The 24,917-nt window shown below is 67.5% G+C and carries 23 protein-coding genes and 1 pseudogene; 18 read left to right on the forward strand and 6 right to left on the reverse strand.

The window, feature by feature from the left end:
- Positions 1 to 2: 2 nt before the first annotated feature.
- Entirely contained in the window at positions 3 to 1,247 is a 1,245-nt protein-coding gene (gene glgC / locus TTH_RS00125) for a glucose-1-phosphate adenylyltransferase (RefSeq protein ID WP_011227648.1), read from the reverse strand.
- A gap of 65 nt (positions 1,248 to 1,312) precedes the next feature.
- Here glgC and TTH_RS00130 point away from each other — a divergent pair, with 65 nt between their 5' ends.
- A complete protein-coding gene (locus TTH_RS00130; protein WP_011227649.1) occupies positions 1,313 to 3,406 on the forward strand; it encodes an AAA family ATPase in 2,094 nt (697 codons plus the stop codon).
- Between the two features lie 98 nt (positions 3,407 to 3,504).
- Here TTH_RS00130 and TTH_RS00135 read toward each other — a convergent pair whose 3' ends face one another.
- Positions 3,505 to 5,811, reverse strand: a complete 2,307-nt coding sequence (locus TTH_RS00135; RefSeq protein WP_164926008.1) for a penicillin acylase family protein — start codon at positions 5,809 to 5,811, stop codon at positions 3,505 to 3,507.
- Positions 5,812 to 5,837: 26 nt separating this feature from the next.
- Here TTH_RS00135 and TTH_RS00140 point away from each other — a divergent pair, with 26 nt between their 5' ends.
- From TTH_RS00140 to TTH_RS00215, 16 genes and pseudogenes are all read left to right on the forward strand, one after another.
- Entirely contained in the window at positions 5,838 to 6,311 is a 474-nt protein-coding gene (locus tag TTH_RS00140; protein ID WP_011227651.1) for an AbrB family transcriptional regulator, read from the forward strand.
- A 9-nt stretch (positions 6,312 to 6,320) separates the two neighbouring features.
- Positions 6,321 to 6,530: a CDGSH iron-sulfur domain-containing protein gene (locus tag TTH_RS00145; RefSeq protein WP_011227652.1), complete on the forward strand. Its 210-nt coding sequence runs from the start codon at positions 6,321 to 6,323 to the stop codon at positions 6,528 to 6,530.
- 43 nt (positions 6,531 to 6,573) lie between these two features.
- The gene (locus TTH_RS00150) at positions 6,574 to 7,533 is read left to right on the forward strand and encodes an aldo/keto reductase family protein (protein WP_164926009.1); all 960 of its coding nucleotides are present in this window, start codon (positions 6,574 to 6,576) and stop codon (positions 7,531 to 7,533) included.
- Between the two features lie 26 nt (positions 7,534 to 7,559).
- Positions 7,560 to 8,681, forward strand: a pseudogene (locus TTH_RS00155) (MFS transporter); the annotation flags it as partial.
- 86 nt (positions 8,682 to 8,767) lie between these two features.
- Positions 8,768 to 10,246 carry a hypothetical protein gene (locus TTH_RS00160; RefSeq protein WP_011227655.1) on the forward strand — a complete coding sequence of 493 codons (1,479 nt, stop codon included), beginning with the start codon at positions 8,768 to 8,770 and terminating at the stop codon, positions 10,244 to 10,246.
- A 256-nt stretch (positions 10,247 to 10,502) separates the two neighbouring features.
- The gene (locus TTH_RS00165) at positions 10,503 to 11,477 is read left to right on the forward strand and encodes an NHL repeat-containing protein (RefSeq protein WP_011227656.1); all 975 of its coding nucleotides are present in this window, start codon (positions 10,503 to 10,505) and stop codon (positions 11,475 to 11,477) included.
- A gap of 40 nt (positions 11,478 to 11,517) precedes the next feature.
- Positions 11,518 to 12,621 (forward strand): MFS transporter, encoded by a 1,104-nt coding sequence (locus TTH_RS00170; protein WP_164926010.1) that lies wholly within the window; start codon positions 11,518 to 11,520, stop codon positions 12,619 to 12,621.
- Positions 12,622 to 12,695: 74 nt separating this feature from the next.
- On the forward strand, positions 12,696 to 12,938 hold the full coding sequence (locus tag TTH_RS00175) for an AbrB/MazE/SpoVT family DNA-binding domain-containing protein (RefSeq protein WP_008631141.1): 243 nt from the start codon (positions 12,696 to 12,698) through the stop codon (positions 12,936 to 12,938).
- Entirely contained in the window at positions 12,935 to 13,336 is a 402-nt protein-coding gene (locus tag TTH_RS00180) for a PIN domain-containing protein (protein WP_224065215.1), read from the forward strand. Before TTH_RS00175 ends, TTH_RS00180 begins: the two co-directional genes overlap by 4 nt.
- Positions 13,337 to 13,466: 130 nt before the next feature.
- Positions 13,467 to 14,432: an SMP-30/gluconolactonase/LRE family protein gene (locus TTH_RS00185; protein WP_011227659.1), complete on the forward strand. Its 966-nt coding sequence runs from the start codon at positions 13,467 to 13,469 to the stop codon at positions 14,430 to 14,432.
- A gap of 6 nt (positions 14,433 to 14,438) precedes the next feature.
- On the forward strand, positions 14,439 to 15,569 hold the full coding sequence (locus TTH_RS00190) for an MFS transporter (protein ID WP_164926011.1): 1,131 nt from the start codon (positions 14,439 to 14,441) through the stop codon (positions 15,567 to 15,569).
- 227 nt (positions 15,570 to 15,796) lie between these two features.
- On the forward strand, positions 15,797 to 16,732 hold the full coding sequence (locus TTH_RS00195) for an NHL repeat-containing protein (protein ID WP_011227661.1): 936 nt from the start codon (positions 15,797 to 15,799) through the stop codon (positions 16,730 to 16,732).
- A 6-nt stretch (positions 16,733 to 16,738) separates the two neighbouring features.
- A complete protein-coding gene (locus TTH_RS00200) occupies positions 16,739 to 17,890 on the forward strand; it encodes a hypothetical protein (RefSeq protein WP_011227662.1) in 1,152 nt (383 codons plus the stop codon).
- Complete coding sequence (locus tag TTH_RS00205; protein WP_011227663.1) at positions 17,887 to 19,044, forward strand: hypothetical protein; 1,158 nt, start codon at positions 17,887 to 17,889, stop codon at positions 19,042 to 19,044. The genes TTH_RS00200 and TTH_RS00205 overlap by 4 nt, the downstream gene beginning before the upstream one ends.
- Before the next feature lie 66 nt (positions 19,045 to 19,110).
- Positions 19,111 to 19,359, forward strand: coding sequence for a hypothetical protein (locus tag TTH_RS00210; RefSeq protein WP_011227664.1), 249 nt, complete (start codon positions 19,111 to 19,113; stop codon positions 19,357 to 19,359).
- A 10-nt stretch (positions 19,360 to 19,369) separates the two neighbouring features.
- The gene (locus TTH_RS00215; RefSeq protein ID WP_011227665.1) at positions 19,370 to 20,719 is read left to right on the forward strand and encodes an FAD-binding oxidoreductase; all 1,350 of its coding nucleotides are present in this window, start codon (positions 19,370 to 19,372) and stop codon (positions 20,717 to 20,719) included.
- On the opposite strand, the gene TTH_RS00220 is transcribed toward TTH_RS00215, so the two are convergent.
- Together TTH_RS00220 and rpmB are read right to left on the reverse strand one after the other, a co-directional pair.
- Positions 20,716 to 21,411: a M23 family metallopeptidase gene (locus tag TTH_RS00220; protein WP_011174315.1), complete on the reverse strand. Its 696-nt coding sequence runs from the start codon at positions 21,409 to 21,411 to the stop codon at positions 20,716 to 20,718. The two genes, TTH_RS00215 and TTH_RS00220, sit on opposite strands and share 4 nt — an antisense overlap.
- Positions 21,412 to 21,601: 190 nt before the next feature.
- Positions 21,602 to 21,898: a 50S ribosomal protein L28 gene (gene rpmB / locus TTH_RS00225; protein WP_008631133.1), complete on the reverse strand. Its 297-nt coding sequence runs from the start codon at positions 21,896 to 21,898 to the stop codon at positions 21,602 to 21,604.
- Between the two features lie 65 nt (positions 21,899 to 21,963).
- On the opposite strand from rpmB, the gene lspA reads away from it, so the two are divergent.
- A complete protein-coding gene (lspA, locus tag TTH_RS00230) occupies positions 21,964 to 22,416 on the forward strand; it encodes a signal peptidase II (protein ID WP_011174313.1) in 453 nt (150 codons plus the stop codon).
- 18 nt (positions 22,417 to 22,434) lie between these two features.
- Here lspA and TTH_RS00235 read toward each other — a convergent pair whose 3' ends face one another.
- Both TTH_RS00235 and TTH_RS00240 read right to left on the reverse strand, forming a co-directional pair.
- Positions 22,435 to 23,586 carry a cation:proton antiporter domain-containing protein gene (locus TTH_RS00235; protein ID WP_011227667.1) on the reverse strand — a complete coding sequence of 384 codons (1,152 nt, stop codon included), beginning with the start codon at positions 23,584 to 23,586 and terminating at the stop codon, positions 22,435 to 22,437.
- Positions 23,576 to 24,868 (reverse strand): TrkA C-terminal domain-containing protein, encoded by a 1,293-nt coding sequence (locus tag TTH_RS00240; RefSeq protein WP_011227668.1) that lies wholly within the window; start codon positions 24,866 to 24,868, stop codon positions 23,576 to 23,578. Before TTH_RS00240 ends, TTH_RS00235 begins: the two co-directional genes overlap by 11 nt.
- Positions 24,869 to 24,917 lie beyond the last annotated feature (49 nt).

The following is a 24,917-nucleotide window of genomic DNA, read 5'->3' on the forward strand; positions in this document are numbered from 1 at the left end:
GGCTAAAAGCGGTAGCCCTTGGGCACCACCACCACGCCCTCGGGGGTGACGGTGAAGCCCCGGGCCCGGTCCAGCTCCAGGTCGTAGCCGATCTCGGTGTGGGGAGGGATCTTCACGTTCTTGTCAATGATGGCGTTCCTGATGCGGCAGTAGCGCCCCACCTCCACGTCGTCAAAGAGGACGGAGCGCTCCACCAGGCTATAGGAGTTCACCCGCACCCGGCGGAAGAGGACGGACTCCCGCACCGTCCCCCCGCTCACGATGACCCCGCCCGCGAGGAGGCTATTCAGGGCGCGCCCCACCCGCTCCCCGGTCTCGTGGACGAACTTGGCCGGGGGGCTGAAGAGGTTGGCGGTGCGGAGGGGCCACTCCGGGTTGAAGAGGTCAAACTCGGGGACCACCTTCACCAGGTCCATGCTGGCCTCGTAATACGCGTCCAGGGTCCCCACGTCCCGCCAGTAGAGGTTCGGCCCCTCCTGGCCGGGGATGGGGTTGCGGTGGAAGTCGTAGGCGTAGACCCTGTACCCCTCCCTAAGGGCCCGGGGGATCACGTCCTTGCCGAAGTCGTGGGCGCTGGTCTCGTCCCTGGCGTCCGCCTCCAAAAGCTCAAAGAGGGCCTCGGTGCGGAAGATGTAGTTGCCCATGGAGGCGAGGGCCATGTCGGGGCGGCCGGGAATGGGCTTGGGCTCCTCTGGCTTCTCCTGGAACTCGGTGATGCGCCACTCCTCGTCCACCTGCAACACGCCGAAGCGGGTGGCCTCGGCCACGGGGACGGGGTAGGCGGCGATGGTGATGTCGGCCCGGGTGTCGTAGTGGTACTCCACCATGTGGCGGATGTTCATCTTGAAGATGTGGTCCCCGCCGAAGACGGCCACCGCCTTGGGGGCGTGGTTGTGCACCAGGTGGAGGTTCTGGTAGATGGCGTCCGCCGTGCCCCGGTACCAGACGGGTCCGAGCTCCTCGTAGCGGTACATCTGGGCGGGCACGAGGAGGATGAAGTGGTCCTCCAAAAAGGCCCCGAAGCGCCAGTAGCGCTGGATGTGCTCCGTGAGGGACTGGGCCTTGTACTGGGTGAGGACGTAGATGGCGTAGATGCCGGAGTTCACGAAGTTGTTGAGGACGAAGTCAATGATGCGGTACTTGGCCCCGAAGGGCACGGCAGGCTTGGCCCGCTTGGCCGTGAGGGGGTAAAGCCGGCTACCCTGGCCTCCGGCAAGAATCATTCCCAGCACTTCCACCTTGACCATCCTTCTCCCCCCTTTACGGCCAGTCTACCCGAAGCCCCCAAGGCGGGACCGGTATAGTGTTCCCCATGCGGGTCGCCTCCGTGCGCTGGTTCACCCCGCCCACCCGTCCCCGGCCCGCCCCCCTCTTCTTCGGGCAGGAGCGAGCGCTCAGGGCTCTCGAGGCCGCCTTCCTCCACCGGGGGCACGGCTACCTGGTGGGGCCGAGCGGCCTCGGCAAGCGCGCCCGGCTCCTCGCCTTCCTCGAGGGCCGGGCCTTCCCCAAGGAAGAGCTCGTCTACCTTCCCCTGGGGGAGGAGGCCTTCCCCCTCCTCCTCCCCGAGGGGGAGGGCAGGGCCTTGGTGGAAGGGGTGGAGGCCCTCTTCGCCGAGTTCACCCCCGGCCTTTTCCGGGAGAAGGGCTTTCTCTACGCGAAGAACCTGGTGGAGTCCCGCCACGAGAGGGAGGCGGAGGCCCTGCTCCAGACCCTCGCCCAAGAGGCCAAGGCCCACGGCTTCGCCCTCGCGGAGGAGGAAGGGGGGTTCACCCTCACGGGCCAAGGCCCCCTCCCCCCGGAGCTTTCCGCCAAGCTGGAGGAGACCGTTTTGGCCTACGTGGAGGTGCGGCAGCGGGCCCAGGCCGAGGTGGCGGCCCTGCGCCGCAGCTTCGCCGAGCGCCTCCTCCAGCCCCGGGTGGAAGGCCTGAAGGCGCGCTTCCCCGAGGCCGCCCGGTATCTGGACTGGCTCCTGGAGTCCCTCCTCCGGGCCGCGGCCCTGGAGGAGGAGGTGGAGGGCGAGGCCCTCCTCCCCCGCCTCCTCGTGGAAGGGGGGACGCGGGTGGTCTACGAGCCGAACCCCACCCCGGAAAGGCTTTTCGGCCACCTGGAGTACGAGGTCCGGGAGGGGGTCCTCACCACCCACCTGGGCCTCCTCCGGCCCGGGGCCCTGATGCGGGCCGCGGGGGGGGTTTTGGTCCTCGAGGCCCACCGGGTGCTGGAGCTCGGGAGCTACCCCCTGCTCAAGCGGAGCCTGGCCACGGGGGAGATCGAGCCCCTCGCCCCCAGGCCCGAGGTGCGGGGCCCCAGGCTCCAACCCGCCCCCCTCAAGGCCCAGGTCTTCCTGGTGGGCCCGCCGGAGGTCATCGCCCTTCTGGAGGAGGACGAGGAGTTCTTGGAGCTCTTCCCCTTCCGGGTGGAGTTCAACCCCGAGATGCCCTACACCGAGGCGCACGTGGCCCACCTGGGAGGCTTTCTGGAGGCCCAGGGGGTGCGCCTCCTCCCGGAGGGGCTCGCCGCCCTCGCCGACGAGGCCCGGCGCATGGCCGGACACCAGGAAAGGCTGGACGCCCGCATCTACCGCCTCCTGGACCTGGCCCGGGAGGCCGCCCGCTACCAGGACCCCGTGGGCCGGGAAGGGGTGGAGCGGGCCCTAAAGGCCCGGGAGGACCGCTTCGCCCTGGAGCAGGAGCTCTTCCTCAAGGACGTGGAGGAAGGGGTGGTGGCCCTGGAGGTGACGGGGGAGCGGGTGGGGGAGGTGAACGGCCTCGTGGTCCTCGAGGGCCCCCTCCCCACGGGCCGCCCCGTGCGCATCACCGCCCAGGCGGGGCCCGGCCGGGAGGGGATCCTCTCCATTGACCGGGAGGTGGGCCTCGGGGGGCAGGTCTTCCACAAGGCCGTCCTCACCCTGGCGGGGTACCTCCGGGGCACCTACGCGCAGCTCGGGGCCCTCTCCGCCACGGTGAGCCTGGTCTTTGAGCAAAGCTACGGGAGCCTCGAGGGGGACTCGGCGGGCCTCGCCGAGCTTCTGGCGGTGCTTTCCGCCATCTCCGGCCTCCCCCTAAGGCAGGACCTGGCGGTGACCGGGGCCGTGGACCAGACGGGAAGGGTCCTCGCCGTGGGCCGGGTGGCGGAGAAGGTGGAGGGCTTCTTCCGCGTCTGCCAGACCCTGGGCCTCACCGGCACCCAGGGGGTGGTCCTCCCCAAGGCCAACCTCCCCCACCTCACCCTGAGGCGGGAGGTGGTAGAGGCGGTGGAGGAGGGTGTCTTCCACCTCTTCGCCGTGGAGGAGGTGGACGAGGCGGTGGAACTCCTCTTCGGGCGCAGGGCCTACTGGGTGCACGAGAAGGTGCGGGAGGCCCTGGAGCACTTCCAGAAGCTGGAGAACGGGGACGGGGAGAAAGGCTAAGCACCCCACCGCGGCTTTCGCCGCGGTGGGGGCCCCAAAAGGAAGCTTTCCAAGCTTTATTGCGGGCAACCCGTGGTGCGAAATCAACGCGCAGCCCCTTAGCGCCCGGGCTCCAAAAGAAGCGCCCTTCCCTCCCCCGCGAAGCGCATGGGGAGGTAATCGCCGCGCCGCCAAAAGGAGAGGAGGTCGGCGTAGTGGCGGGAGAGGAAGTGGCCCGACTGGCCCATAGGGTGGACGAAGAGGGAGCCCTCCATGTCCGAAAGGTCCACGATCTGGCGGTAGCTCGGCCCGTGGCCCATGGCGAGGGTCTCGGGGTCAAAGGGCCCCACGTTCACCGTGTACCGGTCCCCGCCAAAGGCCACCTCCCGGTCGGAGAGGCGTTTTAGGGGGGTGTGGGTGAGGACGGCGTGGGGAAAGCGCGCCCGGTGGACCTCCCCCCAGGCCCTGGCCCCTAGGGCCTCCTTCCGGTCCAGGGCCCGTTCCAGGGCGAGGGCGGCATAGTCCAGGCAGGACTCCCGGTACTCGGTCTCCGGCTGGTCGCAGTTCTTGTCCCCCTCCTTCAGGGCCTTAAGGAGGTAGCGGGGCTCGTCCCAGTAGGCCTCCCCCACCTCCCTTTGGGGAAGCCGGGTGAGCTCGGTGTACCAGAGGGCGAAGACCAGGGCCTCCTCGGAGCCTGGGGCCATGGTCCCGTCCCAGGCGAGAAGCCTATCCCGCCAGGCCCGGGCCCCCTCGGAAAGGGGGGTAAGGAGCTCCAAAACGGGGCGGAAGTCCCGGTAGAGGAGGCTCTTCTGGTCCTGCTGGATGGCCTTCATGTCCTCCAGGGAAAGCTTCTCCTTGGCGAGGAGGAGCTCCTCTATGCGCTCCGCCCGGTAGGGCTCGGCCCAGTCGTAGGTGAGGGCGTAGGGAAAGCCCTTAGGGGTCACCTTGTGGTTGGCGGTGACGAGGTAGCCCCTGGCGGGGTTGAAGGCCTGGGGCCACTCCTCGGGCCTCCGGTAGCCCAGCCAGTCCCACTCCCCGTTTCCCGGCACCGGCACCATCCCCGTGTGCCCCTCCTTGCGGACGGGAAACTTCCCCGGGGCGATGTAGCCGATGTTGCCCTCCACGTCGGCGTAGACGAAGTTCTGGCTCGGGGCGGAGTAGGGCAAAAGGGCCTTTTTAAACTCCTCCCAGTTCCCCGCCCGGTTCACCTCCAGGAAGGCCATGAGGATGTGGTCCTCCTCGTCCAGGCTCACCCAGCGGAGGGCCATGGGGGTCTTGGGGGGGGCTTGCAGGGCATCGGTGATGACGGGCCCGTAGACCGTCTCCCGCACCTTCAGCACCTCTTCCCTTCCCCCCTTGACCCGGATCACCTCCTCCCGCACCCCGTAGGGGACGACCCGGCCCTTGTAGCGGTAGCCTCTTCCTTCCACCTCCTCCAGGAGGTAGAGGTCCTCCACGTCCGCCCCCACGTTCGTCACCCCCCAGGCGATGCGCTCGTTCCGCCCGATGACGACACCGGGCAGGCCGGGCAAGGTGGCCCCGATGGCCCTAAGCCCTGGGGCCTCGAGGGCCATGAGGAACCAGAGGCTCGGGGCCTGGAGGGCGAGGTGGGGGTCGTTGGCGAGGAAGGGCTTGCCCGTGGTGGTGCGGCTTCCCGAGACCACCCAGTTGTTGCTGGCCTCCATGAAGCGGGGCGGGGCCATCCGGAGGAGGGCGCTTGGGGCCTCTTCCCGCTTGAGGGGAAGCTTAAGGTCCTCAGCGGAAAGGATGGTGGGGGCGTCCTCGGGGTAAGGGGGCATGAGCTCAAGGAGCCGCTTTGGGCTTACCCCCCGGGCGAGGAGGCGGTGGCGTTTTAGCTCCTCCTCCCAGTTCCCCGAGAGGTCGTAGCTCATCATCTTGGCCCAGACCAGGACGTCGGGGCCCGTCCAGGGCTCGGGGCGGAAGCCGAGGAGCCTAAACTCGGGGGGCAGAGGGGCCCCAGAGGCCAAGAAGGCGTTCACCCCGGCGGCGTAGGCGTCCACCGCCTCCTTCTCCTCGGGGTAGAGCCTCCCGTAGGCCGCCCGGGCCGCCCGGTAAAAGCCCCAGGTGCGGAGGAACCGGTCCTGGGGAAGCGTGGCCTCCCCCAGGATCTCGCTCAAGCGCCCCTGGCCCACCCGGCGCTGGAACTCCATCTGCCAAAGCCGCTCCTGGGCGTGGACGAAACCCTGGGCGAAGAAGAGGTCCTTAAGCGTCGCCGCCCGGATGCGCACCACCCCCTTGCCGTCCCGGACCACCTCCACCGGGGCGGAAAGCCCCTCCAGGGCGATGCGGCCTTCCCCTTGGGGCAGGGAGGCCCTGAGGTAGAGGTACCCCGAGAAGCCGAGGAGAAGGGCAAGGAAGAGGAAAAGGCCCAAAAGCCGGGCCAGCCCCCGCAAGAAGCGCTTCATGGTTGGAAAAAGCATACCATAACCCCATGGACCTCCTGCGCGCTTCCTTAAGCGGGGTTTTCCTCGGACTCCTCTTCCACCGCCTGGGCCTTCCGGGCGGGGCCGTGGTGGGGGCCATGCTGGGCACGGGCCTCGCCCAGCTCCTCGCCTCCCCCGCCCCCACCCCAAGGGGCCTGGACCTCACCGTGCAGCTCGCCGCCGGGGTTTTGGTGGGGCTTTCCTTCCGGAAGGAGCTCCTCTCCCCCAAGCTCCTCCCCTACGCCCTCCTCGCCGCCCTCGCTTTCCTCGCCCTTGCCCTCCTCCTCGCCTTCCTCCTCGCCAAGCCCCTGGGCCAGCCCCCAAAAGCCCTCCTCTTCGCCCTCGCCCCCGGGGGGATCACGGGCATGGGGCCCCTGAGCCAGGCCGAGGGGGGAAGCCCCGCCCTGGTGGGGGTCTTCCACACGGTGCGCGTCCTCGCCCTCTTCCTCCTCGTCCCCCTCCTCGCCCGGCTTCTCAGGTAGAGTGAAGGCATGCGGCTGGAGTTCCTGGAAAACGGCCCCATCCGGGTGGAGGGCAAGCGCTTCGTGGTGCGCGTGGGGGAGAAGGAGGAGGCTTTGGAGCGGCCCCGGGTCTTCCTCTGCCGCTGCGGGGGCTCGGGGAACAAGCCCTTCTGCGACGGCACCCACAAGCGGATCGGCTTCCAGGCCCCGGGCGGGGTCTTGGAGGTGGAAAGCGACTGACCCGCTGGTCAATCCCGGCCGAAAGGGGTAGACTGCGGGGGCCATGGGCGAGATGCGCTACCGCAAACTGGGCAAGTGGGGCCTGAAGGTCTCGGAGATCTCCCTGGGGGCCTGGGTCACCTTCGGAGACGTGGTGAAGGACAAGGAGACCGTCCGGGAGATCGTTGGAATCGCCTACGAAGGGGGCGTGAACTTCTTTGACAACGCCGACGTCTACGCCAAAGGCCTCGCCGAGGAGATCATGGGGGAGATCCTCCAGGAGTTCCCCCGGCACACCCTGGTCCTCTCCACCAAGGCCTACTGGCCCATGTCCGAGGACCCGAACGACCGGGGCCTAAGCCGCAAGCACCTTTTGGAGAGCATCACGAAAAGCCTCAAGCGGCTCAAGACCGACTACGTGGACATCTTCTTCGCCCACCGTTTTGACCCCGAGGTCCCCATGGAGGAGATCGTCTACGCCATGCACACCATCGTGGAGAAGGGGTACGCCCTCTACTGGGGCACCTCGGAGTGGCCCGCCGCCCGCATCGCCGAGGCCGTGACCTTCGCCAAGGAAAACGGCCTCCACCCGCCCGTGGTGGAGCAGCCCCAGTACTCCATGCTCTACCGGGAGCGGGTGGAAAACGAGATCCTCCCCGAGGCGGAGCGCTTCGGGATGGGCCTGGTGGTCTGGAGCCCCCTGGCCCAGGGGATGCTCACCGGCAAGTACGACGAGGGCATCCCCGAGGGAAGCCGCTTCGCCCGCTACGACCAGTTCAGGGAGCGCTACCTCACCGAGGAGAACCGGAGGAAGGTGCTCAAGCTCAAGGCGGTGGCGGACGAGCTCGGCCTCACCCGCACCCAGCTCGCCCTGGCCTGGGTGCTGAGGCTTCCCGGGATCAGTAGCGCCATCACCGGGGCCACCCGCCCCGAGCAGATCCGGGAGAACCTGGGGGCCGCCGGGGTGGACCTGCCCCAGGAGGCCCTGGAGAAGATTGAGGCCATCCTAAGGGGCGAGGCCTAAGGCGCAGGGGCCAGGCCACCACCCTCTCCCTGCTCAGCCTCTTCCACTGCCTTCCCCTCATCCTCCTCTCCCCCCTGGCGGGGGCCTTGGTGGACCGCTACCCCAGAAAGTGGGTCATGCTGGCGGCCGATCTCGGCGGGGGGGTGGCCACCGGCTTCCTCCTTTTGCTCTACCTCCTGGGGCGCCTCGAGGTCTTCCACCTCTACCTGGTCTCCGCCCTCACGGGGGCCCTCTCCAGCCTCCACTGGCCCGCCCTCTCCGCCATGCTGGAGAAGAAGGGCTACGCCCGGGCGAGCGGCATGATGAGCCTGGCGGAGTCCCTGGCCGGGGTGGGGGCCCCCGTCCTGGCGGCTGCCCTTCTCAAGCCCTTGGGCCTCGGGGGCGTCTTCGCCCTGGACCTCCTGGGGGCGGGCGCCGCGGTCCTCACCCTCCTCCTGGTGCCCATCCCGGGCCTTCCGCCCCGGACCGGCCCCAGGACCTCCCTCAGGGAAGAAGCCCTCTACGGCTTCCGCTTCATCCTGGAAAGGCCGCTCCTTCTCGGCCTCCAGCTCATGTTCTTCGGGATCAACCTCCTCACCGCCCTGGGGTCCACGGTCCTCCCGGCCATGGTCCTGGCCAAGACGGGGATGTCGGAAGCCACCCTTGCTTTAGTGCGCTCCGCCGCGGGGCTTGGCGGGGTGGCGGGGGGGCTTCTCCTCTCCCTGTGGGGCGGACCCAGAAAACGGGTCCACGGGGTCTTCCTGGGCATGGCCCTCTCCAGCCTGGCCCTGGCCCTCATGGGGGCGGTGGAAGGGCCTTCCGCGTGGGCGGTCCTGGCCTTCCTGGAAAGCCTCTTTATCCCGGTGCTCAACGGCTCTAACCAGGCCATCTGGCAGGCCAAGGTGCCGCTTTCCGTCCAGGGGAAGGTCTTCGCCGCGAGGCGCATGATCGCCTGGTTCGCCAACCCCTTGGGGATGGCCTTGGCTGGCCCCCTGGCGGACGGGGTCTTCGCTCCCCGGTACGGGCAAGGGGAGGGCATCGCCCTCATGCTCCTCCTCTTCGGGAGCCTGGGGGTGCTTTGGGGGCTTTCCGGCTACCTCCTCCCTAAGGTGCGGGAAGCGGAACGCCTCCTCCCCGACGCCAAGGAAAACCAGGCAGCCGCGCCGTGATCGGGCACAGACGCAAGGCCAAGGGACATCCTTCCAATGTGGCTTCCTTCTCTCCCAAGGAAGGAGGGGGTCTGTAGGCTTCCCCTATGGGCGAGCCTCTCCTCGCCCCCGTCCTCCGCCTCCTGGAGGAGGGGCGGGAACGGGAAGCCCTGGCCCTCCTCCAAACCCCCCAAGAAGGCCTCCCGGAGGCCGAGCGCCTGGCCCTCCTGGGCTTTCTTGAGGGGCGGAAGGGGGACCTTCGGGCCTACCGCGCCCTGGCCCTGGAGGCCGCCCAAAGGGCCCAGACCCCCCTCACCCTCTACCACCTGGGCCTGGCCCTCCCCCCAAAGGCGGGGGCCCTGGCCCTGGAGGAGGCCCTCCGCCGCTTCCAGGGAGACGCCAAGGGGGAGGCCCGGCTCCACCTGGCCTTGAGCCTAGCCCTGGAGCGCCTGGGCCGGCCCGAGGCCCTGGCCCACGCCGCCCTCGCCCGCCTCAAGGACCCCTCCCCCTGGACCACCCTCCACCACCTGCGCCTGGAGCTCCTCTTCGGCACGAAGCCCTTCCCGGAGGTCCTGGAGGAGGCGGAGCCCTTCCTGCCCCACCCCTTCCCCGGGGTGCGGATGCTGGCGGGGCACACCCTGGCCCTTACTCACCTCCTCCGGGGAAGCTCGAGGCGGGCCAAAAACCTCCTCCGGGGCCTCCTCCCTCTCCTGGAGCCGCCAAGCCTCGCGAGCTTCCTCGTCCTTGGAGCCTTGGCCCTAGACCCCCCCGAGGTCCGGCTCCTCCTGGAAGGGGCCAAGGCCTTCCTCCCCCGGGAGGGCTGGCCCTGGGGGTTTTACCTCCTGGCCCGGGGGCTTGGGGAGGGGGATGAGGCCCACCTCCTCGCCGCCCACGGCCTCCTGCGGGAGGACGGGGCCCTCTACGCCCTCCTCTCCGAAGCCCGCCTAAAGGCCCTCGGGGTGGAGGTGGAAGCCCCCCTGGCCCCGGGGCTCGCCCCCGGCCTGCGCCCGGAGGCCCGGGCCTTCCTTCTGGGCCAGGCGGAAGCCCCCTTCCTCCGCCTCCTCGGGGAAGGCCCCCTCCCCTCCCTGGGCCCCCGGGGCACCGAGGCCCTGGCCCTCCTCCTCGCCCATGAGGCAGGCCTGTCGGGAGAGGCCCTGGGGGAGGCGCTTTACGGGGAGCCCAACCCGGGGGCCCTGAAGGCCCTCCTCCACCGCCTGCGGGAGAAGGGCTTCCGCATCGCCTGTTCCCCTTACCGCCTGGAAAACCCTCCCCCCTCGGACCTCAGGGCCTTCCTCAGGGCCCTCTCCCGGGGAGACCTGGAGGAGGCCCTCGCCCTCTACCAAGGCCCCCTCCTCCCCTGGAGCCAGGCCCCGGGGGTGGAGGAACTCCGCCTGGAGCTGGAGGAGGCCCTGAGGCAAGCGGTGCTGGCCCAAGGGGACACGGAGAACCTCTTCCTCCTGGCCGAGCGCCTGGGGGAGGACCTGGAGGTCTGGGAGGCCCTCCTGGAGAGGCTACCCTCCCAGGATCCCCGCCTCCCCATCGTCCGGGCCCGGGTGGCGAGGCTCCGCCGGGAGTACGGGGTGTGAGGCCGGGGGGACGCAGTTGGGGTCCCAGCAGGCCAAAGCGGGCCCGGAAGGCCGGGCCAGGAGGAGGAACCAGGCCAAGAGCCAAAGCCAAAGGACCTTGCCCCTCATGCCCCCAGGGTGCCACGAGGAGGGTTACGCGGGAGGCCTGAGGTTACGCGAGGTTACGCAGGGGGCCAAGCGTGGAACCCCTTCCACGTAACCTCCGCGTAACCTCCCCCCTGCTACCCTGGGGCTAACCCGTAAGGGGGTGAAGGAGATGCTCAAGGAAGTGCAGGAGGTCAAGGTCGGCGGCCGGACGCGGCGGGTCTACGTGAGGCCCTTCGCCTGGAACCTGCACGCGCCCACCCACATGGAGTGGACCCCAGACGGCAGGCTCCTGGTGGTGGAGCGCACCACGGGCAAGGTGAAGGACGTCACCAAGGGTGGGGACATGGAGGAGGCCAAGCCCTTCGCCTGGGGGCTCCAGGGGCCCTCCAGCATGTGCCCGTTGCCCGACGGTAGGGTGCTCATTTCCGAATTCTGGGGCAACCGCATACGAGAGATTTCCGCAGGAGGTGAGGCCGAAAAGGCCCCTGTCTTTTTGGATGGTCTAATTCGGCCCTACAGCCTAGCGGCTCTAGGGAAGGTGCACGTAAGAATTTTTGCCGTGGCTTCCAAGGAACCCACGGCCTTTCGTGATGTTGCAGGGGCTGTGTACGAAATTACAACTGGCACTCCAGAAATCTTCATTGATCAAATACCAACTCATCGCTCACCTGGTCTAGAAGGTCTAGCCCCCAGTTGGTCTTGGAAAAGCGAGGACTGGTCGGCGTATGCCAGCGGGTGTAGCAAAACTTCTTGGATAGACGATGGAGGGGGAGGTGGAGGCGGCGGAGGAAAGCTTCTAGCTATAGCTGCAAGCAGCTTAGGCAGGGTTTTGCTCTACCCTGTTGGCGAAGGAAAGAAGGACCTTCTTTCCGTAGCTCTTAATTACACGCTAGCCTTGGATGTTGGCGAAATGGGGGGCATCAAAACCCATCCCCAAAATGGTAAAGTTTACGTAACCAAACCCCGGGAAGGGGAAATTCTTGCTCTGGACAAGGAGACTCCAGAGAGCTACGCTTTCCATCCTCCCGTAGTCAAGGGCTTGCCAACCCCAACCTGCGTTAGGTTTACGCCAGACCTGGAAGGCCTCCTCGTCTGCTCACCCACCAACGGCGTAATCTGGGAAGTTCGCGGTGCCATTGTGTAGAAGCTTTACGCCTTTTTCCATCCTGCTTGCTGCGGAAGGCATGCGCCTTTTCGCGGCGGGCTTCTTTTACCTCCCTGTGTACCTCTTGGCTGCGGAAAAGGCCAGGACCCCTATAGAAGCCACGCTCCCCCAGACCCTCCTCTACACCTTGGGGTTCGCGAGCTTGTGGGTGGGTGCCCTTCTGGATCGCTCGGACCGGAAGCGGGTTCTGGTCCTTTCCACCCTCGGCCAGGCCGCCCTGGCCCTCGCCCTTCTCCCCGCCCCAGGCTTGCCTCTTCCCTATCTCCTCGTTCTCCTTCTGCTCTTTGAGTTCCTGGACCGCTTCCGCGCCTTGGGTGCGGGGCTTTACCTGAGGAGCCTGGTACCGAAGGAAAACTACGAGCCCAGGTTAGGGCAGCTCTCCGCCCTGCACTTCGCCGCCGACAGCCTAGCCGATCCCCTCGCCGGAGCCGCCTATGGCAAAAGCGCCGCCCTGCCTCCGCTTCTCGGGGGACCCTTGCTCCTCCTCTCCAGCCTCCTCTACACCCGCCTACCCCCGGCCCTTCCCCCAAAGCCGAGAGCTCCCTTCCGGCTGGGAGAAGCCTTCGCCGGACTTCGCTTTCTCCTCGGCCACCACTTGCTCCGGTGGGTCTTTCTCGTTGCGCGCCTGCACGGTTTGGTCCATGGGCTCCTCTTTAGCCTTCTGCCCCTCTACGTCCTTAGGGCCCTGGAAGCACCGCCCTGGGTCTACGGCCTCCTCTCGGGAGCCTGGGGCGTGGGCTCGGCCACCGGAGCCCTCCTCTTGGGTAGGCTTCTTTCCGCAGGGCGCGGCTTGCTAGCCACGGTGAGCCTGTTTCTCATGGGTGGGGTCCTGCTGGGCTTGGCGCTTCTCCCCCCTTGGCCCGTGGCGGTAGGCCTGGCCTTCCTCTTCGGCGTAGGGCAGCAGTTTTGGAGTTTGTTGGTCACCGGCCTCACCTACCGGGAGTTGCCCGAGGAACTTGTGGGCCGGGGTATGGGAGGGGTGGCCTTCGTCTCAAGCCTGCTTGCTCCCCTGGGCCCCCTCCTGGGCGGGGCCCTGGCAGGGGTGGCCCTCCCCCTCCCCTTCCTCCTGGCCGGGGGGCTCCTCCTCGCCCTCGCCCCCTGGGCGGGAAGGGGGTGGCGGTGAGGGGCAAGCCGATCCTCGCCGGCAAAAGCGGCTTCGTGGCGCAGGAATGGGGGCCGTGGTAAAGTCAGAGGGGAATGGTAAAGTCTAGGGTAAGCAGTAAAGGGCAGATCACCCTTCCCAAGGCGATCCGGGAGGCCCTTGGGCTCCGTCCGGGAGAAGAGGTGGTCTTTGAGCTCCGGGAAGGGGGGGCCTTCCTCCGCCCCCGGCGCCGCGTACCCCTGGAAGCCCTGCTCGGGCGCCTGAAGGGCAAGCGGGGGTTCCCCGGGGAAGAGGCAGAGAGGCGGGCGCGGGAGGAGGCGTGGAGGGAAGGGGCTTGAAGCCCTACTATCTGGACACCTCCCTGATGCTCCGCCTCCTGACCGGAGACCCGCCGGAGCTTGCCGCCCAAGCCCTGGAGGTGTTTCGCGGGGCCGAGGAGGGGCGCTACACCCTGGCCGTCCACCCCTTGGCGGTGGCCGAGGCCTTCTACACCCTGGTCTCCTTTTACGGGGTGGGGCGGGCCAAGGCGGCGGGGGCCCTCTTGGACCTGCTGGACCGGGAGGGGGTCCTTCTGGAAGACGAGGAGGACCTCCGCCCCGCCCTGGAGGAGGCCGGGAAGGGAGGGCTCAGCCTGGTGGACGCCTTCTTGGCTCAACGCGCCCGCAGGCAAGGGGCCGGGCTCGCCACTTTGGACCGCAAGCTGGGAAGGCGGGCCGGGGTAGAGCTACTTCCTTGAAGGGGGGTTGCGCGGGGGGCCCAAGGTTACGCGAGGTTACGCAGGGGGCCAGGTGTGGAACCCCTTCCACGTAACCCCGCGTAACCTCCCCCCTGCTACCCTGGGGCTAACCCGTAAGGGGGTGAAGGAGATGCTCAAGGAAGTGCAGGAGGCCAAGGTCGGCGGCCGGACGCGGCGGGTCTACGTGAGGCCCTTCGCCTGGGGTTTGAAGAATCCCTCCCACATGGAGTGGACTCCAGACGGCAGGCTTTTGGTTTCCGAACACACTGCGGGCACTGTTCGGGACATTTCAAAAGGGGGGGATGCTTCGGAGGCTAAACCTTTGGCGTACAATCTACAGGGTCCCGCTGCTATTCGCCCTACTGAGGACGGCAAGGTTCTCGTTGTGGAAACGTGGGGAGGAGCTATCGCGGATATCGCCGGAGGGGGTGATGCAACAAAACTACCTAAATTAACCGAAAACCTAAAGGGCCCCTACACCCTAGCCGTGCTGAACCCAGGGAAAAAGGGGGAGACCCTTTTTGTAAGCGAAAGCTCCTCTTCCTTCATGACACAAATCACCCGTCTAAGTCTAGGCGACCATGAGCGAGAGCCCAAAGCTTTTATCCTAGACATACCTGCCCGACATGGTGAGCCTGGGTTGACCCCCCCAGAGTCATGGCCCGACAAGTGGGAAAAGTATGCAGCAGCAGGATGTGTCAAAAATTGGATTGACGATGCTGCTGGAAGGGGCTTCTTCTACCTCGCTGTAGGAAGCCTGGGCCAGATCTTCCGCATAAATCCAGATGAATTGCCGGAGAAAATTACCTACTCTGAGTTGGTTGCCCATCCGAATGCGTTGGTAGCCTGGGGGCTTCATCGCCTAGGAGGGATGCGTTTTCATCCCTCATCCGGATTGCTCTTCGCCGTTCAGCCAGAGATGGGAGAAGTCATTGCTGTAGACCCCGCTCAACCTGGCAATTACCACTTCCAGCCTCCCGTTGTGAGAGGGCTAAGGATGCCTACTTGCGTAAGGTTCTCTCAGGACTCGGAGAAAATGTACGTTTGCTCCTCTGCTGACGGGGTGGTCTGGGAAGTAGAGGGTTTCTTGACTTAGCTGAGGGTGTTCTTATTAGCCACGATCCTGTTTTTGGCCAGCTGCGCTGGGGGAGCCGTAGGCACCGCGGCCTCCCTCTACCTCGCTCGCTTAGACAACCCCTTCTACCTGGGTCTGCAACACGCCATCGGTTGGGGTGCCTCCGTCTTAGCCCTCTTCACAGGCTACCTTCTAGATCGGACGGACCGCAAAAAAGCCCTCAGCTTCGGGCTTCTCTCTGGCAGTCTCCTGCGCTTTCTTTTAGGAACAAGCCTCGGCCTCATTGGTCCATGGACCTTTCTCGGCCTTTACCTGGTAGACAACATCCTTGAGCTTCTTCTGGAGGTCCGGGTCCTGGTCCCTAGACTCGTGCCGCAGGAACGGGAGAAGGCCCATGGGCGTCTTTACACGGCAAGTCTCCTTGCTGACCTTCTCGGCGCCCCCTTAGGCGCCTTCCTCTTCGTCCAGAATCCCTCCTGGCCCTTTTTCCTCGGGGGCGCGCTAGGCTTTGTGGCCATTCACTTCGCCGCTAGGCTCCCTCCCATACCGCCTCTTGGAAAAGCCCCCCCGGGGGTGCTGGCTGGCCTGAGGTGGCTGTACCAGGAAGCCTTCTTTCGTCGGCTAGCCGGAGCGGTCCTTGGAGCCAGCTTCCTCCGGGTCATGCCCTTCGCCCTTCTTCCCCTCTGGTCCCTCCAAGCCGGGTACGGACCCATAGGGTATGGGCTCCTCAGCACCGCCTTCTCCCTTGGGGGGGCCTTAGGAGGGCTTTTGGCAGGGAAACTTAAAGGCAAAAGGCCGCAAAGGGTGCTTAGCCTCCTTTTCCTCATGGACGCCGGGGCCGTCCTGGGTTTGCTCTTCAAGCCTCCCCTTCCCCTGGGCCTGCTCCTCGTGGCCCTCCTGGGGATAAGCGCCATCCTCCTGGGGGTCCAAGAGGTGGTGCTAAGGCAGGCCCTGGCCCCGGATGCCCTACTGGGCCGGGTAGGGGGTGGAATGAGGTTCCTGAGCGGCTCAGCCGGGCTTCTGGGGGCACTTTTGGCGGGGATAGTAGGGGGAAAGCTGGGCTTGGAGGAGGTCTATCTGGGAGCGGGGCTTGGATTTCTCCTCCTGGCCTTAGCCGCCTGGGGCTTCCTCGGCCAAATTGAGAAGCGGGCCCGGTGACCTCCTGGGAGCGTTTTGTGCCTAGCCTTCTTTCTCCTCCTCGGCCCCACGGCCCAGCTAGCCCGTCAAGAGCCCCGCCGCTAGAGGAGCCGGCCGGATTTGGCAAGGGCTTGGGGCCCTGGTTGCGGGGGGCCACGCGGGATGCTGGCCGTGGCACCCTTTCCACGTAACCTCCGCGTAACCTCCCCCCTGCTACCCTGGGGCTAACCCGTAAGGGGGTGAAGGAGATGCTCAAGGAAGTGCAGGAGGTCAAGGTCGGCGGCCGGACGCGGCGGGTTCACGTGAGGCCCTTCGCCTGGAACCTGCACGCGCCCACCCACATGGAGTGGACCCCAGACGGCAGGCTCCTGGTGGTGGAGCGCACCACGGGCAAGGTGAAGGACGTCACCAAGGGCGGGGACATGGAGGAGGCTAAGCCCTTCGCCTGGGGGCTCCAGGGGCCCTCCAGCATGTGCCCACTGCCGGATGGTCGGATCCTGATTACCGAGTTCTGGGGAGGCAGGATTCGGGACATCAGCGTAGGTGGTCCCTCGGAAAAGTTGGCCATCTACGCTGAGGACTTGAGCAAGCCGTATAGCTTGGCTTTAGATGCTCTGGGAAGATTGTTAGTAACCGAGCATCTAGGACATGGAGTTGGGCGAATAAGCATACTTGCCTCGGGAAAGGCCGTACCCTTAGTGCAAGGAGTTCCATCTGTAGAAACACCGGGCTTTGAGGGATATACACCTCCACATGCTTGGCCCGATCGTTGGGAAGGCTTCGTGGCAGGATGTGGTAAGTGGGGCACAGATCCTAAAGTTTTCCCTGATCGGCCTTACGTTTTTGCTGTTTCCATCGGCGGGTTAGGGCTTATTGTTGGTGTTCCAGAAGATGGTGGGCACTACGAAGCTTTAGCCCCTGAGCATACTTTTGCCAGGGGCTTAGGTTGGACTGGGGGCATGATAGCACACCCATTTGATGGAATGCTTTACGTAACACAACCCTTGCAAGGCGAAATACGCGCCATAAATCCAAGAGAAAGTCGGAATTACCGCTTTGATCCCCCGGTGGTCTCTGGCATCCCCATGGCTTCATGCGTGCGCTTTACTCCTGATGGGGAGAAGATGCTCGTGTGCTCGCCACAAAGTGGGGCGATCTGGCAAGTAGAGGGATTTTCCGACTAGGTCAGCTTGAGGACAAGATACCTTTTCGCCGAGTCCCTAGGCGTCTTCGGGGGGAGCCTGGCCTTCACGGGCCTTGGGCTCCTCCTGGGCCTTGAAGGAACAACCTGGACCCTGGCCCTCTTGGCCGCTCTCCCCTACCTCACCCTGCCCCTGGACCTCCTCGCCGGCCTCCTCCTGGACCGGCTGGACCGCAGGACCCTCCTCCTCGCAGGGGTCTGGCTTAGGGCTGGGATCCTGGGCCTCTTCGCCCTCCTTCCCAAAGAACCCCTCTTCCTCCTCCCCCTGGCCTTCCTCTTCCAGGCCGTCTTGGCCCTGGACCTCCCCGCCTGGCATGCCCTCCTGGTCCGCCTGGCCCAGGGCAGGCTAGAGCGGGAAGGGGGGAGGCTTCAAGCGGCCCAGCTCCTCGGGGACGGCCTGGGGGACCTCCTGGCCCCTCCCCTCCTCCTCCTGGCCAAGCCCCTGCCCTTTGCCCTAGGAGGCCTCTTCCTCGCGGGGGAGGGCCTTCTCCTCCGGGACCTCCCCGCCTACCCGCCTCCACGGGCGGCGAAGGGGGAGGGTTTTACCCTGAGGGCCCTCCTCGCGGGGCTCGCCTTCCTCCTCGGAGACGGAAGGCTCCTTCCCCTCACCCTCTACGCCCTGGCCCTGAGCTTCCTCTCCGGGCTGGCCCTGGCTCTCCTGCCCCTCCTGGCCCTGGCCCAGGGGACGCCCCCTGCCCTCTACGGCCTCTACCCCTTGGGCCTCTCCTTAGGGGGCTTCCTGGGAAGCCTCGCAGCGGGGAGGGTAGGGCCTTGCCTGGGGATTTGGGGCGGGCACGGGCTGAGGGTCTTGGGGCTTGCCCTCCTCCTCCTGCCCTTTCCTTTCGGGCCTCTGGGCGCTTTCCTTGTGGGCGGAGGCGGTGCCTTAAGCGGGGTCCACCTACGGGCCTACCGGCAGCGCCTCGCACCGGAGGCCCTCCTGGGTCGGGTGCAGGCGGGGGCGGTGGCCCTCCTCTCTTCAGGAAGCCTCCTCGGCACCCTCCTGGCGGGGGGCTTGGGGACCCTCGGCCCCCGGGTGCCCCTCCTTACCGCCCTCCTGGGCCTCCTTCTCCTCCTGCCCTTGGCCTTGGGGCCCCTGGGGTGCGGGCGGCTCCTCTCCCTGAGGGAGGGAAGGTTCCCGTGAGATTTCCCTTTCATAACGGGCCTCTCTGGGCCGAGGCCCTGAGCGACCTCGGGGCTTCCCTCGGCTTTAGCACCCTCGCCCTAGAAGTGGCCCGCACGGGAGAAGCCTTCTGGGTGGGCTTCTTCGCCGCCCTGGGCTACCTTACCCTAGGGCCTCTTCTCCTCCTCAGCCCCTGGGTGGAGCGGCGGGACCTGGCCCGGGCTCTCCTGGAGTTGCGCCTGGCCCGGGGCCTCCTCTTCCTCCCCCTTCCCTTCCTGCCGCGGGAAGCCGCCCTCCTAGTCCTCTACGCTTACCCCCTCATGGTCCTCACCGACCTGGCCGTCGTGGCCTGGGAAGGCCTCCTGGTGCGGAGAGGCCGGGACAGGCTGGCGGAAAGGAGCGGCAAGCTCTACGCCGCCTGGGAGGTGGGGGGGCTGGTGGGGGTCGGCCTCGGCCCCGCCCTCTTCGCCCTCCATCCCGCCCTCCCTTATTTCCTTGCCGCCGGGATCCTCCTCCTGGCCTGGGCCCTTCTCCGCCCCGCCCTTACGGGGGAGAAGGGGGAGAGGGAGGAGGCGGCGAGGCCCGAGGCCTTGGGGCGGTCCCTCCGTCGCCTCCTGGCCCATGCCCCCCTCAGGCCCTATCTCCTTCTTTCCCTCCTCTTTACCCTGGCCCACGCCCTCACCACCGCCCTTCTGGGCCTTCTGGCCCTCCGGGCGGGCACCCCGAAAGCCCTCTTCGGCCTGGTCTTCGTGCTGCAAAGCCTGGGGTACACCCTGGGGAGCTACTTTGCCGGGCGGGTCCCACCGGCCCTGGCCTTTAGGCTGGGCCCATTAGGGGCAGCCCTCGGGGGGATGGGTTTTCTCCTGCCCTTTCCCCTCCTCCTCGCCGCCCCACCCCTCTTAGGCCTGGGGGTGGCCCTCCTCAGCACCCACTTGCGGGCGGTGCGGGGCTGGCTCCTGCCCAAGGAGGGCCTGGCCCCAAGCCTTGCCGCCATCCGCGCCCTCCTCTACGGGGCCGGGGCCCTGGGGGGCCTGGGGGCGGGGGTCCTGGGCAAGGGGAATCCAGCCCTGCCCCTCCTCGTAGGAGCCTTGGGATTCCTGGTCCTTCTTCCCTTCGCTTTAGGACCCCTCCACCCTAGGCGACTGGAGGCCTTAAGGCAAGAAGAAGCAGAGTAGGAATCGTGGGCAAGGAGAATCTACCCCTTCTCGTTTTGGGCCCGTTTCCGGCTAGCCTGTAGGCGTATGACAATAGCCCTCCTCCTCTGGCTGGAGGCCTTCCGCCTCTTCGGGGCGGGGTTCTCCTACTTCGCCCACGCTGCCCTCACCGCTCTTGGGGCCTTGAGCCCCCTAGAGGCGAGCTCAGCCCTGGCCCCCTTAGGCCCCCTCCTGGGCGGGGCCCTGGCGGGGGTGGCCCTCCCCCTCCCCTTCCTCTTGGCCGGGGGGCTCCTCCTCGGCTTCGCGGCCCTTTTGGGGAGGCGAAGGGCGGCGTAAACTCAAGGGCATGGAAAAGCTGGAAGCCCTGAAGCGCCTCTTCCCGGGGAAGGTGGACCTCTCGGAAAGCGAGCGCCTGCGCCACGGCAAAGACGAGGGCTACCCCGAGGCGAGGCCCGTGTTGGCCGTGGTCTACCCGGAGGGCGTGGAGGACGTGCAGAAGGCCCTCCGTTGGGCACGGGAATGGGGCGTGGCGGTGATCCCCTTCGGGGCGGGGACGAGCCTCGAGGGCCACCTCTACCCCGTCAGGGAGGCCATCAGCCTGGACCTGAGCCGGATGAACCGGGTCCTGGAGGTGAGGCCCCAGGACTTCTCTTGCGTGGTGGAGCCCGGCCTCACCCGCAAGGCCTTAAACGAGGCCCTGAAGGGCACGGGCCTCTTCTTCCCCGTGGACCCGGGGGCGGACGCCTCCTTGGGCGGCATGGCGGCCACGAACGCCAGCGGCACCACCACGGTGCGCTACGGAGGGATGCGGCAGAACGTCCTCGCCCTCCAGGTGGTCCTGGCAAGCGGCGAGGTCTTAGAGCTCGGGCGGGGCGTGCGCAAGACCTCCTCGGGCTACGACCTCAAGGACCTTTTCATTGGCTCGGAGGGCACCTTAGGGGTCATCACCCGCCTCACCCTTAGGCTCCACCCCCTCCCCGAGCACGTCCACACCTTAAGGGTCTTCTTCCCCGGGGTGGAGGAGGCGGCGGAGGCGAGCTACCGGATCATGGCCTCCGGGCTTCCCGTGGCGAGGCTGGAACTTTTGGACGAGCTCGCCATGCGGGCGCTAAACCGGTACCTAAAGGCGGGCTTCCCCGAGCGGCCCGCCCTCTTCCTGGAGTTCCACGCCTCCACCAAGGAGGCCCTGGAGGCGGAGAGGGCCTCGGCCCTGGAGCTCGTGCGGGAGGCCGGGGCCCTCGAGGTGGAGGCGGCCACAACGGAGGAGGAGAGGCGCCGCCAGTGGGAAGCCCGGCACCAGGCCTACTGGGCCCTCGTCCACCTCTTCCCCGGCCACCGCTTCATGATCACCGACACCGCCGTCCCCCTCTCCCGGCTTCCCGAGATGGTGCGCTTCGCCCAAGGGCTTCTAAGGGAGATGGGCCTCACCGGGAACATCCTGGGCCACGTGGGGGACGGGAACTTCCACACCCTAATTCCCGTCCTCCCCGAGGACTACCCCAAGGCCGAGGCCTACGCCGAGAGGCTCGTGGAAAAGGCCCTGGAGCTTGGGGGCACCTGCACCGCCGAGCACGGGGTGGGCCTCCGCAAAAGGAAGTTCCTCCCCAAGGAGCACGGCCCCGCCCTGGAGTGGATGCGGAGGCTCAAGGCCCTCTTTGACCCCGAAGGGCTCCTGAACCCGGGTAAGGTCGTCTAGGGAAGGCCGAAGAAGGCCCGGGCCCGGCGGAGGAGCTCCTCCCCCTCCAGGCCCTGGAAGAGGAAGGCGCTCCGGTCGGGCTCCCCCTCCCAGACCTCGAAGAGGAGCCGGGAGGCGCCCCCCCTAAGCCCCGTGTTCCCCACGTAGCCGATGGGGTCCCCCCGATGGACGCGGCTTCCCACCTTGAGCCCCGGGTAGGGGGCCTGGAGGTGGGCGTAGACCGTGGTGCGGCCGTCCGGGTGGCGGACGTGGACCTCGAGGCCCCGGAGAATGTCCATCTCCTCCGGGGAGGCTCCCTCCCGCACCCGCTCCAGAAGCGCCTGCCAGGCCTCCTCGGAAAGCTCCTGGAAGTCCGGGTCCACCTTCACCACCTCGCCCCCGAAGGCCGCCACCACCCCCATCCCCCGCACCACGGGCACGCAGGCGTCCCCCTGGCGGAAGACGAAGCCCGCGCTCACCCCCTTGCGGTAAGGGCGGGGGGCACCCGGGAGGTTTTCGGGAAGGGAGGGCAGGCAGGCCCCGGGGAGGGGCAGCATGTACCCCTCGGGGGCCCAAGCGGCCCTTTCCCGGTAGGCCATGGCCTCCTGGCGCAAGGCCGCCACCTGCCGCCCCCTAAGGGAGAAGGCGAAGGTGACCACCAGGGCGTAAAGGCTTACGGCCAGGAGGAGGTAGTGCCCCGGCTTCCAGCCCACGGGGCCATCCTAAGTGGCCGCACGTGGATCGCGCAACCTGGGGTGCCCGAACCGGGGCCATGGGAAGGCCCCCACCGCGGCGAAAGCGAGAGGCAGCGCAACCTGGACCAAAAAACGCTCCCCGCCCCCTCGGGGCGGGAAGGTCCTTCTTGCCCCGTACAGGCTCAAGCCAGCACGGGGCCTGGGGACGCTAGAGGAGCTTGAGGAGCTCCTTCTTGATCTCCTTAGGGGAAAGCCCCTCCAGCTTAAGCCCCTTGGCCCGCTCCACGAGCTCGTAGACCTTGGGGATGTGGCTTGCGGCCACGCGGAAGGTGATCTCCTGGCCGGCGACCCGCACCCGGACCTTCTGCAGGTTGGGGTACTGGCGGCGCTTGGAGATGCCGGTGGTCTTCTTGCCCACACCCCCTTCCCGCTTGGCCTTACCCCGCCTTTGGATGCTGTTGGCCACGATGGGCCGCTTTCCGCTGATCTCGCACACCTTGGACATGGCTCTCCTCCCCTGCCCGAAGGCAAACCTTTAGGAGTATAGCACACTGGGGTAGACTCTTGGGGATGCCCACGGTGCTCGTACCCCTCCTCCTCGCCTTGGACCAGACCCTCAAGCTCTGGGCCCTGGAACACCTCTCCCCCGTCCCCAAGCCCCTCCTCGGCGACCTCCTCTACCTCACCCTGGTCCGGAACACGGGGGCGGGCTTCGGCCTCTTCCAGGGCCAGGCCCCCCTCCTCGGCCTCCTCTCCTTCCTGGTGGGCGCGGGCCTCCTCCTCCTCCTCGCCAGGCGGCGCTACCCCCCCCTCCCCGCCCTCGCCCTCTCCCTCCTGGCGGCGGGGGCCCTGGGGAACGGGGTGGACCGCCTGGGCCGGGGGTGGGTGGTGGACTACCTGGACCTCGGCACCTCCCTCCCCCTCATCGCCAACTTCCCCGTCTTCAACCTGGCGGACGTGTGCGTGACCCTGGGGGCGGTCCTCCTCCTCCTCGCCCCGAGGCGGAGGCGGCGCTGGATCTAAAGGGGCCCCCCAAAGGCCTCAGCGCAGGAAGCGCAGGAGCATCTTGGCCGCCCACGGGAAGAGGAGGGAGGAGAGGGCGGCGGCGAGAAGGAGGACGAGGGCGGCCCGCTCGTCCAGGAGGTGGGCGCTCCTGGCGATCTCCGTCCCCGCGATCATCAGGGTGAAGGGGTAGGCGAGGAGGAGGGCCGCGAGGAAGGCCTCCCGCAGGCGGAACCCGCCCAACAGGAGAAAGGGCGCGGGGAGGAGGCGGATGAGGAGCATGAGGAGCAGGGCCTGGCCCACCTCCAGGAGGAGGCGGCCGTCCAGGCCCGAGAGGTCAATCCCCATCCCCGTGCGGATGAAGAAGATGGGGATGAGGAAGCCGTAGCCCATGGCGCTGAGCTTGGCCTCGAGGTCGTGCTTCTTCTGCAGGAAGTAGGAGAGGATCATCCCGGCGAGGAAGGCCCCGAGGACGCTCTCCAGCCCCACCAGACCGCTCATGACGGCGGCGGCGAACATGAGGGCCAGGCTCAGCCGGATGCCCATGGCGCTCGGGTCCTCCTCGTAGACCAGCCTGCGGCCCACCTCCGGGTACCACCAGAGGAAGAGGCCCGCCAGGCGGAAGGCGAGGAAAAGGAGGAGAAAAAAGAGGGCGATGATCCCGACCTCCTTCAGCAGGGAAAGGAGGCCCTGGTAGTGGGCCGCCTTCTCCATGGCGGTGAGGCCGAAGAGGCTCGCCACCTCCCCCAGGACGCCGAGGATCAGGACCCGCTTGGCGAAAGCCCGGCCCAGGATGCCCATGTCCCTCAGGGTGGCCACCATAAGGCCGATGGAAACCAGGGCGAGGATCAGGGCCTGGGCGAGCCCCACGCCCAAAAGGCCCGCGAGAAGCCCGGCGCCGAGGAACATGCCCACCACGTAAAGGGCGTAGAAGACGAAGTGGCGGCGCTCCAACTGGCGGAGGAGGTTGAAGTCCACCTCTAGCCCCGCGAGGAACATGAGGAGGAGGAAGCCGAAGTCCGCCAAAAACCCCAGGATCTCGGGGAGGGCCACCCCTTGGGCGAGGAAGTGGCCGAGGAGGAGGCCGATGACGAGCTCACCCACGGGCACGGGCATCCTGAGGAGGCGGGAGAGGGGCGGGGCCAGGAAGGCCGAAAGGAAGACGAAGAGCAAAAGGAGGCTACCGCTCAAGGTTGACCTCCGGCACCAAGAGGGTGGACACCGGGCTCGCCTGGGCCAAAAGCTGGGGGACGTAGGGGCGGAAGAAGGCGGTGCGGCGCCCCGGGGTGTAGCCCAGGGCCAGGAGGTTGAACTTCCCCTTGAGGAGCCTCAGGGTCTCCCGCACGGGGTTGCCCTCCTTGCGGATGAGGTGGACCTCGAGGCCCGAGGTCTTCCGCGCCCGCTCCACCAGAACCTTCAGGTTCTCCAGAAGCTCCTTCTCCTCAGGGGGCATGAAGGCCTCCACCCGGCTCACGAAGAGGACGTAGACCTCGCTGCCGAAGATCCGGGCCAGGTCCATGGCCGAGGCCAGGAGGGGGCTTAGGGCCTCGGTGTTGGCGGAAACGAGGATGCTCCGGTAGGGGTGGGTCCCCCGGAGGTGGAAGGAGGGAAACGGGTACCCTTCCTGGAAGGCCCGCCGCACCCAGTCCCGGTCCCGGGCCAGGAAAACCCCCACCTCCGCCACTCCCTTCGGGTCCTCGCAGGCCTCCACCCAGTCCCGCACCTTGAGGCGCTCCTTGAGGTAAAGGGCCTCCTCGTCCTCCGCCCGGCAAAGGGCGCCCACGCTCCCGAAGCGCCGGGGAAACGTGGGCTCCCCCCGGATCACCGCCCCCACGAAGATCTCCACCCCCCGGGGGTCGCCCACCACGAGGAGCCGGTCCCCCGGCTGGACCCGGAAGTCGGCCCGGGGCAGGATGGGGCTCCCCTCCCGGTAGACCAAGGCCACCCGGGCCCCCGGCTGGCGGAGCTCCCGGAGCCGGGCGTAGACCGCAGGGGAGGACTCGGTGATGAGGACCTCCACCACCTCCCCCTTCCTCAGGCCGATGCCCACGGGGTAGCGGACGATCCCCTGCCCCTGGAGGAGGTTGCGCAGGATGGCCCCCAGGACCTCGGGGATGGAAACCACCTCCAGGTCCAGCTCCCGCACGGCCTGGGGGTCCGGCCGGGCCTTGGAGACGTGGACGATCTTGCTCCGGTAGCCCAGGGCCTTGCGCAGAAGCCGGGCCACGTCCAAGGTGGCCTCCACGGAGAGGAAGGAGATGACGGCCTCCGCCGCCTCGAGGTCCACCTCCTTCCAGAGCCCCACGTCCGTGGCGCTCCCCGGGAGGGCCCGGAGGTTGGCCACAGGCGCCTTCTCCAAAAAGGCCCTAAGCCGCGCCTCGTCCCGCTCCACCAGGACCACGTCGGAGATGGCGGAGACCACCTCCACGATCTCTTCCACGTACCGGCCTAGGCCGAGGAGGATCACGCTCATAAAGACCCCCAGGGCGCGGGGCGGCCCCGCGCCGCTAGACTATACCCCA

Source organism: Thermus thermophilus HB8, from assembly GCF_000091545.1.
Classification (GTDB): Bacteria; Deinococcota; Deinococci; order Deinococcales; family Thermaceae; genus Thermus; species Thermus thermophilus.